Genomic DNA, 13,652 nt, shown 5'->3' on the forward strand with positions numbered 1-13,652 from the left:
GAAAAATGAATTAAGGTCTGCTTACATGGAAGCGTTAAACAAAAATAAAATTATCCTCCCCCTACTACTAGCAACCCTATTAACTGCATGTGGCGAACAAGAACAAGCCAAGGAAGAGGAGAAGTATGCCGTCCCCGTTGAAACAGCCACTGTAATACAAGGCGATGTATCCTCTTTTTATAGCACTACCGCTACACTTGAAGCCCCTCAAGAAGCCAGAGTCGTTACTCGTGTCGCTGGGCTCATACAGTCAATAGAAGTTGAAGAAGGTGACAGAGTAAAAAAAGGTCAACTGCTAGCTGAAATTGACTCTAAAAGGCAGAAGTTCGATTTAGACCGCTCTCAAGCTGAAGTTGAGATCATCGAGCAAGAATTAAATCGCCTTAAGAAAATTAGTAATAAAGAGTTTTTTAGTGCCGACTCTATGGCAAAACTTGAATATAACTTACAAGCCGCCATGGCCAAGCGTGACTTAGCCGCATTATATGTACAGGAAAGCATGATCCGCTCGCCTATCGACGGTATCGTCGCGACACGCTTTGTGAAGTCAGGCAATATGGCCAAAGAGTTTGATGAGCTATTTTATATCGTTAATCAAGATGAGCTATACGGTATAGTCCACCTGCCAGAACAACAACTTCAACATCTGCGCCTAGGTCAAGATGCCGAGATCTACGCCAATAAACACACCCAAGAAACCACACACGCCACCGTTTTACGCATAAGCCCGATTGTCGACTCACAAAGCGGTACCTTTAAAGTTACCCTTTCAGTCCCCAATCAAAATGCGACTTTAAAAGCCGGCATGTTTACCCGTGTAGAGCTTAAGTATGATACCCACAATAACGTCATTACCGTGCCTTATAACGCTTTGGTTAACCAAGATAACGAATTTGCTCTTTATGTTATCGATGGCGAAAACGCTAATCGTCGCAGTGTCTCTCTTGGTTATCGCGAAGCTGATACCGTTGAAATCGTCAATGGTATTCAGCCGGGCGAACAAATTGTGATCCGTGGACAGCAAAATCTTAAAGACCAGTCATTAGTTGAAGTCATTAATTCAACAGATCTAGCGTCAGCTAAATAGCTTAGAAACTACGGAGCACGTTATGTCTATTATAAAAACAGCAGTTAATCGACCGGTTACAGTCTGGATGTTTATGTTTGCGGTGATTCTTTTTGGCATGGTGGGCTTTTCTCGCCTAGCCGTTAAGCTTTTACCTGATCTGAGTTACCCAACCATCACTATTCGTACTCAATATGCCGGTGCGGCGCCAGTCGAAGTTGAGCAACTGGTCTCAAAGCCTATTGAAGAGGCGGCAGGTATTGTCAAAGGCCTTAGAAAAATCAGTTCAATTTCACGCTCAGGCATGTCAGATGTTGTGCTTGAGTTTGAATGGGGCACAGATATGGATATGGCAAGCCTTGATGTACGAGAGAAACTCGATACGATTGAGCTGCCCCTCGATGTTAAAAAGCCGCTTTTACTGCGCTTTAACCCAAATCTCGACCCAATAGTTCGTCTTGCCCTATCGGTTCCCGAAACCAGCAAAAGTACCTCTACAGCAATGAGCGAAACCGAGCTCAAACAGATGCGTACCTACGCCGAAGAGGAGCTCAAACGTCAACTTGAGTCCTTAACCGGTGTAGCCGCTGTTCGCCTTTCTGGTGGATTACAGCAAGAAGTGCATATTCAGCTAAATCAGCAAAAGCTGACTCAGCTAAATTTAAGCGCCGATCTTATTCGCAACCGTATCGCCGAAGAAAACATTAACCTTTCAGCAGGTAAAGTGATCCAAGGCGACAAAGAGTACTTAGTCCGCACTTTGAACCAGTTCAACTCTTTAGAAGAGCTTGGCCAAATCGTGATTTACCGTGATGAGCAAACTTTAGTACGTTTATTTGAGGTGGCGACGATTGCCGATGCCTTTAAGGAGCGTAATGACATCACTCGCATTGGTGACAAAGAATCAATTGAACTGGCCATTTATAAAGAAGGTGATGCCAATACTGTAGCCGTTGCGGGTAAAGTGACTGATGAGCTAGCTAAACTTAATCAGCATAACCCTAAGGCCGAACTTAAGGTCATCTACGATCAATCGGAGTTTATCGAAAGTGCAGTCAATGAAGTGACCAGTGCAGCTCTGATTGGTAGTTTGCTATCGATGCTTGTCATCTACCTGTTCCTCAGAGACATTATCCCGACGCTAATTATTTCAATCTCGATTCCATTTTCGGTTATCGCCACCTTTAACATGATGTACTTTGCCGATATAAGTCTAAACATCATGTCACTCGGCGGAATAGCACTCGCTGTAGGGCTCTTAGTCGATAACGCCATCGTAGTATTAGAGAATATCGACCGCTGTAAATCACTGGGTATGAATCGTCTCGAAGCTGCTGTTACCGGTACCAAAGAAGTGTCTGGCGCCATCTTTGCCTCGACCCTGACCACACTCGCTGTATTTATCCCATTAGTGTTTGTTGATGGCGTGGCTGGTGCACTGTTTTCAGACCAAGCATTAACCGTAACCTTCGCCCTTCTCGCCTCCTTGCTTGTGGCACTAACCACCATTCCAATGCTGGCGTCTCGTGAAGGCTTTAAAGCTTTGCCACCATTGTTAGAGAAAACAGCTAAGCCTAAGCCGGAAACAAAACTCGCTAAATTAAAACATTACAGTGCCACCGTGTTTTCGTTTCCCTTTGTTTTGCTATTTAACTATTTACCAAGCACACTGTTAACCTTAGTGCTTATCATTGGCCGCACTCTATCTTGGTTGGCGGGCCTAGTTATGCGTCCAATAAGCGGCGGTTTTAACTGGTTCTACAGCAAACTTGAAGGCTTGTATCATAAACTGTTAGCCGCTGCGCTAAAGTTGCGCGTACTCACTTTAGCAATAGCTATTATAGTAACCGCTAGCGCCGCCTTGCTGGTTCCCCGTTTAGGGATGGAGCTTATTCCACCTATGAATCAGGGGGAGTTTTATGTTGAAGTGCTACTTCCACCAGGTACTGAAGTTGCCCAAACCGATCGTGTGCTGCGTAAACTAGCGCTATCGATAAAAGATAGAGCCGATGTAAAACACGCCTACAGCCAAGCAGGTAGTGGCGGGTTAATGACTTCTGACACCTCTAGAGGCGGTGAAAACTGGGGTCGATTGCAAGTCGTCCTTCTCGACCACAACGCCTTTGATGCTGTGGCAGATAAGCTACGAGCTACAGCTATGCGCATTCCAGAACTTGAAGCAAAGGTGCAACACCCAGAGCTATTTAGCTTTAAAACACCGCTTGAAATAGAACTAGTAGGTTACGACTTAGCTCAGCTTAAGCAAACTGCCGATAACTTAGTCGACGCCCTGTCTGATTCTGACCGTTTCGCCGATATCAATACTAGTCTCAGAGATGGTCAACCAGAGTTGAGTATTCGCTTTGATCATCAACGCTTAGCGGCTCTAGGTATGGATGCGCCAACAGTTGCTAACCGTATCGCACAGCGCATTGGCGGTACCATTGCCAGCCAATACACAGTACGAGATCGTAAAATCGATATCTTAGTGCGCAGTGAGCTCGATGAGCGCAATCAAATTAGCGATATCGACTCGATGATCATTAATCCTAATAGCTCTCATCCCATCTCTCTTAGTGCGGTAGCTGACGTTAGCCTAAAACTGGGTCCATCAGCAATCAACCGCGTCAGTCAACAGCGCGTGGCTATAGTATCGGCAAACTTAGCCTATGGTGATCTGAATGACGCCGTAGTTACTGCCCGCGATATTTTAGCGGCGCAAACTTTACCTACCTCGATTCAAGCTCGCTTTGGTGGACAAAATGAAGAGATGGAGCATTCATTTAAGTCACTCCAAATTGCACTCGTGCTCGCCGTATTTTTAGTTTATCTGGTGATGGCGAGCCAATTTGAGTCTTTACTGCATCCGCTGCTTATTTTAATTGCCGTGCCTATGGCGGTCGGCGGCAGTATTTTTGGTTTGTTTATCACCCAAACTCACCTGAGTGTTGTGGTATTCATAGGTCTCATCATGCTGGCTGGGATTGTGGTAAACAACGCTATCGTCTTGGTCGATAGGATTAACCAACTGCGTCAAAACGGCGAAGAAAAAATCACGGCTATTTCAAATGCAGCGAAATCTCGTCTACGTCCGATTATTATGACCACCATGACGACTGCGCTTGGTCTGTCTCCTATGGCTCTTGGGCTAGGCGACGGTAGCGAAGTCAGAGCACCGATGGCGATTACTGTAATTTTTGGCCTGTGTTTATCGACATTGTTAACCTTGGTTGTGCTACCTGTACTTTATGCAGTCTTTGATAGAAAGGAATTTGATAAAAAAGAATCAGATCAAAATAGTGATGAGGCCATTGCAGTCAATAAGCCAACGCTTGAAGGAGGCAAAGCATGAATATCACCCGCTTAGCCATCGCAAGACCTGTAACCACCACCATGTTCTTTGTGGCAATACTGTTATTTGGCCTTGCTTCAAGTAGATTGCTTCCACTTGAAATGTTCCCAGGGATCGACATTCCTCAAGTCATTGTTGAAGTGCCCTATAAAGGCTCTACACCCGCGGAAGTTGAACGTGACATTACCAATCTATTAGAGGAGTCATTAGCCACTATGGGCGGTATTGAGGAGCTACGTTCAAGTTCCTCTCAAAATGGCGCCGAAATCGACCTAAGAATGAAGTGGGGCGAGAACGTAGCGACCAAAAGCTTAGAAGCGCGAGAGAAAATCGATACGGTGCGCCACTTGTTACCTAAGGATGTGGAGCGAGTATTCATCCGCCAATTCAGCACCGCCGATATGCCGGTGCTCAATTTGCGAATTTCAAGTGACCGCGAGCTTTCAAGTGCTTTTGATTTACTGGATAAACAGCTTAAAAAGCCGCTTGAACGAGTAGAGGGCGTATCGCAGGTTACCCTTTATGGCGTAGAGCAAAAACAAATTGAGATCCGCATTAATGCAGATAAGCTTTCTGCCAGCAATATTTCAGTGCAAGCGTTAAACAGACGACTGCAACAAGAAAACTTTGTGATTAACGCGGGAGTGCTTAAAACTGACTCACGAGTTTATCAGGTATCACCAAAGGGAGAATTTAGAAATCTAGATGACATCACTGCATTAGTATTAGCCCCCGGGATCACCTTAGGTGATATCGCCAATGTCAGCTTCTCATTGCCAGAACGTTTAGATGGTCGTCATCTTGATCAAAACTACGCTGTAGGCTTAGATGTATTTAAAGAATCAGGGGCCAATCTGGTTGATGTATCAGAGCGGGTAATGAAGGTCATTGATGCGGCAAAACAAGACTCACAGTTTGACGGCATAAAGCTGTTCGTTATGGAAGATCAGGCCTACGGCGTGACCTCTTCGCTTCGCGATTTACTCACCGCGGGACTTATCGGCGCCCTACTCTCGTTTGTGGTCTTATATCTGTTCCTGCGGGATCTGAAGATGACCTTAGTTATCGTGTCATCTGTTCCTATCTCCATCTGTATGACTTTAGCCGCTATGTACTTTTTAGGTTATAGCCTAAATATTTTATCTATGATGGGGCTACTACTCGCTGTTGGTATGCTGATAGATAATGCCGTGGTAGTCACCGAAAGTGTACTGCAGGAGAAACAGGCTCGAGTTGCAGATGGTTCAACACAACAAGCTGGGACAGCCAAGATAAACAGTAGCGCTATTCTTCGCGGTGTCGATAAAGTCTCTTTGGCGGTACTCGCGGGCACCTTGACCACGGCCATTGTGTTTTTACCTAATATCTTTGGCGTTAAAGTTGAACTAACCATCTTCTTAGAGCATGTGGCCATCGCCATCTGCATCTCCCTTGCCGCCTCTTTATTAGTCGCCAAAACCCTGCTGCCATTAATGCTCAGTAAGATGACCTTTAGCCAAAAGAAAGCACCGAAACAAAGCCGGCTTCAAGCGAGATATCAAAATAGCCTTAACTGGATCTTGGCCCACCCGCGGATTTCAGGCGTACTAGCCGTGGTGATCTTAGCCTCTACGGCGCTGCCATTAAGTATGGTTAAGCAAGATCAATCTGACGGTGAAGGCAATAATCGCTTGTATATCAATTATCAAGTCGAAGGTCGACATAGCTTAGATGTCACAGAATCCATGATCACCAAGATGGAAACCTATCTTTATGCTAATAAAGACAAGTTCCATATTGATTCGGTATACAGCTACTTTGCAGCAGACAGAGGTCAGTCGACACTGATTTTAAAAGAAGACACCGAAGTTGATATGAAAGCGTTGAAAAAAACCATACGCGAAGGCTTTCCCAAATTTGCCATTGCTAAGCCGCAATTTGGCTGGGGCGGTGAGAACAATGGTGTACGGGTGTCACTTACAGGACGCTCAACCACTGAGCTTATCCACATTAGCGAGCAAGTGATCCCATTATTGAGCTCGATTGACGGATTAAGCGATGTTCGCTCCGAGCTAAGTGGTGCACAGCAAGAAGTGGTGATCCGCATCGACCGTCAAATGGCTGCAAGACTCGACTTAAAGCTTAATGAAGTGGCCTCAAGCATATCTATGGCCCTACGTGGTACACCGCTGCGATCATTTCGTCACGACCCCAGCGGAGAACTGCGTATCGAGATGGCCTTCGAACAACAATGGCGACTGTCACTTGAGAAGCTAAAACAACTACCAGTGATCAGAATTGATAACCGCGTTTATACCTTAGACAGCTTAGCTAAGATTGAAATCTTGCCAAGGTTTGACACCATTAGGCACTACGATAGACAAACAGCGCTTTCAATCGGCGCGAACTTAGATGAGCTAACAACTGAGGAAGCACAAGAGAAAATCACCCAAGTGATGAACAGTGTTAACTTACCAGCGGGTTATGGCTACTCGTTACGAGGCGGTTTTCAAAAGCAAGACGAAGATGAAGCCGTGATGGCAACCAATATGATTTTAGCTATTGCGATGATCTATATCGTCATGGCAGCACTTTTTGAGTCGCTGCTGCTACCAACTGCAATTATCACCTCGATTCTGTTCTCTATTACTGGCGTGTTTTGGGCACTACTCTTTACTGGCACTCCGATGTCGATAATGGCAATGATAGGGATCTTAATCTTGATGGGCATAGTGGTGAATAACGGTATTGTTTTGGTTGACCAAATCAATCAATTATCTCCAGATCTCGATAAGCTATCAGACACCATCAGCGCTGTGTGTTATACCCGTTTGCGCCCAGTGTTAATGACAGTAGGTACTACGGTACTAGGTTTAGTCCCTCTTGCCATGGGAGACACCCAACTAGGAGGTGGCGGACCGTCGTATTCACCTATGGCGATTGCGATTATTGGCGGTCTCACCTTCTCAACCGTCACCAGTCTGTACTTAGTGCCTCTATGTTATCAAGCCCTCTATAGAATCCGTTATCGCAGCGCGATTCGCCTTGGTCAAGCTGACAGTTTATCTAGAAGACTATTACCTTGGATGAGCTAAAATTGGAGCAGAGCAACACCTAGATAAAGACTCACACTTGAAAAACTAGAAAGGCTGTTCATTCAGCCTTTTTTATTTAGGTCGATACCATAAATACAGACTATTAAAATTCTCATTTGACTTCATCGACATAAACAAAGACCTTAACTGATATGACTAGCCCAGGTTACTCTCAATTTGAATACCATTTATCAATGATGGCTATATACAATCAACTAAGTAATTCATAACTATTTGATATTGAAGTAGAGTAATTAAAAGGAACAACTCAGCATATGGAAATGCAATTAATAACCAAGTTAAACACTATAATTCTTGGCGGCTTACTCCTACCATTAACACAAGCAAATGCCGTACCTAATAAAGTTATTTTTAACCATAAACCCAGCTGTATCGAAAAAGATTTAGGTGTAATTAGCCTAAAAACAGAAGATCTTGAAATGTTAGACCAAGAGGGTAATCCGCAGGAGAAGTCCTTATCGCTCGCTGTGGTACTACTTAATCAAAAGGCTATTGAGAAAGGAGCTGATGCGGTAATTATCACTCATGTTAACCATAGGGTGACAAACTATAGCAGCAGATTTAAACCTGCATCAGATGAATACGTACGCAAAACACTCAACACTCATATCCAAGCTCAAGCTTTTAAAATGTGTGTAGACAATAAGGCCCTTTCAACAATAGCTGCACCTTATAACGCTGATGGATTTAAGGTACACCAGTTCTCATATGAATATACATTTGATATTGATGAACTATCGTCTAAATCACCTTACAAACTGGCTCAAGAGATTAAGCTTCCTCCTGCTCATGTTTCTATTTCAGAAGGTGTTTACGGCATTCTGCTCGAAAGTAATATCAAACAAACCATAGAGAAACTTGGCCCAGCAAGTATTGAACTTCGACTCGCCGAAAATCAGTTTATTCTAGGCTACGGAAGAAACTTATGGTTTATTTTCAACCAAGACAAGCTAAAAAAAGTCACTTCAAGGTTTGAGTTGTTAAACCCCATGGGGCAAAACGCTATTGGGTTTAGAACAGGTTTTGATGACACTAGCTGGGCTATAGAGGGCATATTGCCTCAAAGATCTACTATTAACCAAGTCCAATCAGAGCTATCGGCAGACAAGGTTCAACACAATGCTAATCAACTTTTTATAGAGAGTAATCAACAAGGCTTACTGCTTGAGTTTGAAACATTTCATCCTGAGATGGCTTCTGTACCTAAACAATTACTGACGAATTTCACTCTTAGCCACTCAAACAAGTCAGTTAAGATTGGAAGCCCCCCTAATTTAACGACTTCACAAAAAAAATGGTTGTTTAATCGTCTAGCTCCTAATTCATCCTCGCATTTCACTTTAGATGAATTTACAAAGCAAATACCTTTAGCGACCAAAATCAATATTGCTAGTGATGATAATACTTGGTGGCTAGCAGGAAATCATATCTTACTCAGGTTCAATGACCAGCGGCTTGAGACAGTAAAGCTGACTGACCCTCTATTTTCAAATGTTGATGAAGATGCCTTTGCCAGCTCAATTAGCGCTATGAAGCTCCCGCTTGATAAGCAAGGAATGCTAACCTATTTCAGCGAGGCAACGGATAATTTTGAGCAAGTTGATATAGAGAATGATCATTTCAGCATACAAGCAAAGTATGAGTCATATGACAATAACGCTCCGCTTTATGAATTAGATATTTTTTATAATTAAATGCTCACACATACACAGCTGCGGAACTAAATGCGTCTGTTGTAATCTTTCTGTTGTTAATTTATAAGGCCATTTATTTGGCCTTATATCTACATATCTCCTCAACCTTCCTTCACTCCTAAGTTTATGTTTCACTTATGAAACACTCTAAGTCGTTGAAGCCTTTAAAGATAAGGCTCTGTGTCACATCCTTGTTACAATGCCACCGCAAAAATAAAGTCTACCCCATTGAATTATAAAGACTAATAATTGGCACTATATATGTATCAAATAAGGCGAATATTGCGATTAATGAGGTATCAATTATGAGTATTCAACATAAACCTCGTTTCTCACTCTTACCTATGTTCGCAGCACTTGTCCTAGCCGGTGTCCCGATTGCGGCTAACGCCCTATCGGGTGCTATTTTCACAACCACTAGCGACGGTGGCATAGTTAATGAGAATGTGAGATACGGAAGTAAATTAGACGTCTACCTTGATGGTGGGCCGAGAATGAATGCTCCGGCTTCAGCCGCAGCACTTCCAGACGGTAATTACTATTTCCAAGTTACCGACCCCAGTGGTAAAGATCTACTATCTAGAGATCATATCAGTTGCCGTGAGATTAAAATCGAAAATGGTGTCATCACCGCATACCCTGGTGCAGACGGGACAAACTACGTCAAACAAAAAGGCGTTTGGCAAGCTGTTTCCTGTACTGCGTACCCAACCAATGGTAACAAAACTATGGAGGTTCACGAGTTTAACCCCGATATAGATCACGGTGGCGCTCCCCTCCACGCCATGGTTATCCAACTCTACCCCTATGATGATACACCGAATAATGGTGGCGTTTATAAAGCATGGATAACTCCTGTCGATGCTTATGCTCCCATTAATGAATTTGATAATGGTGGCGGCATGGGAGCTACAAATCAGCCTAACCAAGAGGGTTATCAAGCAGGAAACTTCCACGGCTTTATTCCGCGTTCCGCTAAAACCGATAACTTTAAGGTAAAAGAGAAAAAACCACAGTTTGGTATTATTGCACTGCGTAACTATCACGATGCCAACTTAAACTGTCGTTTAGATCTAGGCGAGAAGTTTATCTGGCAATGGGAGTATGGTATCGAAGATGGTTTAAATGTCCGTAATGCCGATAATACCAATGATGAGTCAAGTGGCGATCCCACCACGATTTTGCTTAAAGAGGCCTTAGGACAGTTAAATGATATTTGGTCGTTAGATCACTTCAGATGGACAGAAGATCAAGATAAAAACCTTAACAGTCAGTATTTCACCACCTCAGGTTATGTCCATGACTACCAAGCGTTTAGCTCATTAAATACCGGTCCAGAGGATCCTAACCTTTGGGATGGCGATGACGCGAATGACTTTATTCAGCGCTTCGTGATGGAGATGCCTTGCCCCGATAATTTTGATAACGGCCTAGCACCCCATACCAGTAATGAGTTCTCAGACTTTATCCCTGCCGCCTTAGGCGTCGAGCCTCTAATCGATAGCGATCCACAAATCACTCTGACCTTAAGTCAGGTTGGTTTTGCCAATATTAAAGTGAAAAAAATCTTTGATACTAATAACAACGGTATCCAAGATGGTAACGAAGTTGGACTAGCCAACTGGCCAGTTCGATTAAAGTACGCCCCAAGTTTGCTAGAATCCAATGGTGGCCCCATACCCGATACTATTAGCAGCACGGTTAATCCCGATGTGTATGCTGAAGTAGTGGCACGCTTTGGACTCACCGCAGATCCGATCCTAGAGAACGGCTATGCCAACCGTATAACAGATGTTAACGGTGAGATGACCTTTAGCGTACTGTTACCTAATGGTTATGGCGATGCGCCGTTAACTCCATACCCTACCGATTTCTACCAAGTAGAAGAAGCAACCGCTCAAGGCTGGATGGCGACATCAAGTGTCACTCTTGAGTTTGACGTGCGATCTGAAGCCAGCGGACCAGATGGTCGACTCCCTCCTATCACGGGTAACGCTTATCTAGACAATAGCAGCACCCCGCTAGGTGATGTGGTATTTACCAATATCTGCTTCAACGAAGCAAGCTTTGGTACAAAAGGCTATTGGCATAATAAAAACGGTTTAGGCGAAATGGAGACAGCCTTTGTCACAAGTTATATTAATACATTAGACCCTTATGACAGCGAAACCAGCTACTTTGGCAAAGGCGATGAGCCATTTGACGGTGAATTTTCCGACGGAACAGATGTCGATCCCGCCTACAAAAATGACTCCATCACAGATGGGATCTCAGCAGGTGCGGGTACGGTCAAAGCCGAGGTGTCACATTTCTTAATTGATGGCAATGGCGGCGGCGATCCAAGAGAGCAGCTCGCACAGCAATTGCTAGCATTTCTGTTTAATATTGAGTATCGCCTCGGTGGGGATGCTGTGTTGATGATGCCAGGTGGTGGCACTATGTCTAGCGCAGATATCGTTTCAGCTGCAATTAGCGCATGGCAAGGTACAGATGCCGCGGCGCAAAATCACTACAAGACCTTGTTAGATACTTTTAACAACATGAAAGTTGCCGATGGTAACGGAATTAAGTACGTACCAAGCGATCCTGCAAACTGCCCATCAATCCCAACCCCTTATTAACTAAGTCGATATTAGCTCAGGGAAGAGCGCGTTTGCTTTAGCAATACCTTCACTGTTCTCCCAAAAAGGTTTTATCTTTAGTTAAAAATAAACATCTAATTCCCCAAGCATTTACATTCAGCAAGCTGGATATTTCCATATTAATTAGCATATTCATCTATAAATTCTTGCAATACACCAAGCGCAGCCTAAAATTTAAGCACCACTAGTTTTAACTTGAAACTGGCTCAATTCTTTATTGAAAACAAATGAACGATTTAAAACATAGCAAGCCACCGATAAGGGAGCTATTGGTTTTAAACTTTACCAATCACGATTTTCAAGGAGAGAGGGAGCTTAAACAATTTAATTGGCTGTGTATTCAAGCTGATAGCTTTGACTGTGCCCTACAGTATCTAAATTCAAACCAAATAAAAATTGCTATAGCAATCATTTCAAACTCCCCTACACAAAAAATATTGCACGCCATAAATCAGCTAAATGATCATCAAAATGGCCTTGTCTGGATTGCAATCACTGAAGAAACTCACCCACTTGATAATAAACTAACAGCTTGCTTATCCCGCTATTTTGTAGATTATCACCACCAGCCCGTTGACTGGAAACGCCTAAACCACACTTTAGGTCATGCATATGGCATGGCTGTATTAAAAAAGTCGCTACACAGTAACCTTCAAAGTAAAAACCATGGCAATGGATTGCTGGGAAATAGCCAACTTATCAAACAACTTAAGACTAACCTATCCAAAGTAGCCGATTCAGATGAATCCGTCCTCATTAGCGGCGAAACAGGAACAGGAAAAGGACTCTGTGCCCATTTAATTCATAGCCAGTCAAGGAGAGAAACCGGTCCTTTCATCACTATCAACTGTGGAGCCTTACCTCAAAGCTTGATCCACTCTGAGCTCTTTGGTCACGAAAAAGGCGCCTTTACTGGCGCCGACAAACAGTATATTGGCCATATAGAGCGAGCTAACAAAGGCACCCTATTCTTAGATGAGATAGGTGATTTGTCGTTGGAATCGCAAGTCAATCTGTTACAGTTTTTAGAAGAGCACATTATCGAGCGCCTCGGTGGCAGCAGAAATATCCCCATTGATTGCAGAATCATCTTCGCCTCCCATGTCAATCTTGAAGCCGCTGTAGAAGAGGGGCGATTTAGAGAAGATCTCTATTACCGTATCAATATTCTACACCTCCACGCACCTAGCCTTAGAGAACATAAAGAGGACATACCACTGCTAGCCAGTGAGTACCTTGAACTATTCAATCCCGAAAGTCGGAAGTACACTCTTTCCCCGAAAGCATTGGATACCATGCTCGCTTATGAATGGCCTGGTAATGTTAGGGAGCTGAAGAACCGTATACATAGAGCTATTATCATGGCAAATAGTGAACAGCTCAATGCTGCGGATTTAGGAATTAAAATTACCCACATTCAGCCAGATGTCAATGATGTAGTTGACTTAGCTCAACACAGGGTCGAGATTGATACCGAGTTACTACTCGATGCTATCAAACGTAATAATCACAATATCTCTGCAGCGGCGCGTGAGCTTAAGATATCAAGAACCACCTTTTACCGTTTAATTAAGAAATGCAAAATTAAACTCTAGAGATGGCTTCTCGAGTCCATTTGATTAGCCGAGGATCCCACATATTAATTCATTACCGTTTGTCTATAGCCCAAACTCTGTCCCAGAGGTAAAATATAAAGCCCCCTTGTGAAACTCACATCTTATCTCACTTTCAAGCAAGTGAAACAGATCCATGCAATTTCAAGTGTCACAGGTGTAACTATGGTTACAGCCGCATAAATGCACT

6 protein-coding genes are annotated in these 13,652 nt (G+C 43.6%); all 6 read left to right on the forward strand.

Annotation, left to right across the window (positions count from 1 at the left end):
* Window positions 1–25: 25 nt before the first annotated feature.
* The 6 genes from K5Q73_RS07280 (at window position 26) to K5Q73_RS07305 (ending at window position 13,444) form a co-directional block, all read left to right on the forward strand.
* Window positions 26–1,087 (forward strand): efflux RND transporter periplasmic adaptor subunit, encoded by a 1,062-nt coding sequence (locus K5Q73_RS07280; protein ID WP_220759379.1) that lies wholly within the window; start codon window positions 26–28, stop codon window positions 1,085–1,087.
* A 22-nt stretch (window positions 1,088–1,109) separates the two neighbouring features.
* Window positions 1,110–4,418, forward strand: coding sequence for an efflux RND transporter permease subunit (locus tag K5Q73_RS07285; RefSeq protein ID WP_220759380.1), 3,309 nt, complete (start codon window positions 1,110–1,112; stop codon window positions 4,416–4,418).
* The gene (locus K5Q73_RS07290; protein WP_220759381.1) at window positions 4,415–7,492 is read left to right on the forward strand and encodes an efflux RND transporter permease subunit; all 3,078 of its coding nucleotides are present in this window, start codon (window positions 4,415–4,417) and stop codon (window positions 7,490–7,492) included. The genes K5Q73_RS07285 and K5Q73_RS07290 overlap by 4 nt, the downstream gene beginning before the upstream one ends.
* A 275-nt stretch (window positions 7,493–7,767) precedes the next feature.
* On the forward strand, window positions 7,768–9,207 hold the full coding sequence (locus K5Q73_RS07295) for a hypothetical protein (RefSeq protein ID WP_220759382.1): 1,440 nt from the start codon (window positions 7,768–7,770) through the stop codon (window positions 9,205–9,207).
* A gap of 305 nt (window positions 9,208–9,512) precedes the next feature.
* Entirely contained in the window at window positions 9,513–11,828 is a 2,316-nt protein-coding gene (locus K5Q73_RS07300) for a hypothetical protein (RefSeq protein WP_220759383.1), read from the forward strand.
* A gap of 248 nt (window positions 11,829–12,076) precedes the next feature.
* Window positions 12,077–13,444 carry a sigma-54 dependent transcriptional regulator gene (locus K5Q73_RS07305; RefSeq protein WP_220759384.1) on the forward strand — a complete coding sequence of 456 codons (1,368 nt, stop codon included), beginning with the start codon at window positions 12,077–12,079 and terminating at the stop codon, window positions 13,442–13,444.
* Window positions 13,445–13,652 lie beyond the last annotated feature (208 nt).

Source organism: Shewanella sp. MBTL60-112-B2 (assembly GCF_019655055.1).
Taxonomy (GTDB): domain Bacteria; phylum Pseudomonadota; class Gammaproteobacteria; order Enterobacterales; family Shewanellaceae; genus Shewanella.

Excerpts from the sequence above, each read along its gene's own strand:
- K5Q73_RS07280 (WP_220759379.1), top strand. The coding sequence starts at position 26 with ATGGAAGCGTTAAACAAAAATAAAATTATCCTCCCCCTACTACTAGCA.
- K5Q73_RS07285 (WP_220759380.1), top strand. The coding sequence starts at position 1,110 with ATGTCTATTATAAAAACAGCAGTTAATCGACCGGTTACAGTCTGGATG.
- K5Q73_RS07290 (WP_220759381.1), top strand. The coding sequence starts at position 4,415 with ATGAATATCACCCGCTTAGCCATCGCAAGACCTGTAACCACCACCATG.
- K5Q73_RS07295 (WP_220759382.1), top strand. The coding sequence starts at position 7,768 with ATGGAAATGCAATTAATAACCAAGTTAAACACTATAATTCTTGGCGGC.
- K5Q73_RS07300 (WP_220759383.1), top strand. The coding sequence starts at position 9,513 with ATGAGTATTCAACATAAACCTCGTTTCTCACTCTTACCTATGTTCGCA.
- K5Q73_RS07305 (WP_220759384.1), top strand. The coding sequence starts at position 12,077 with ATGAACGATTTAAAACATAGCAAGCCACCGATAAGGGAGCTATTGGTT.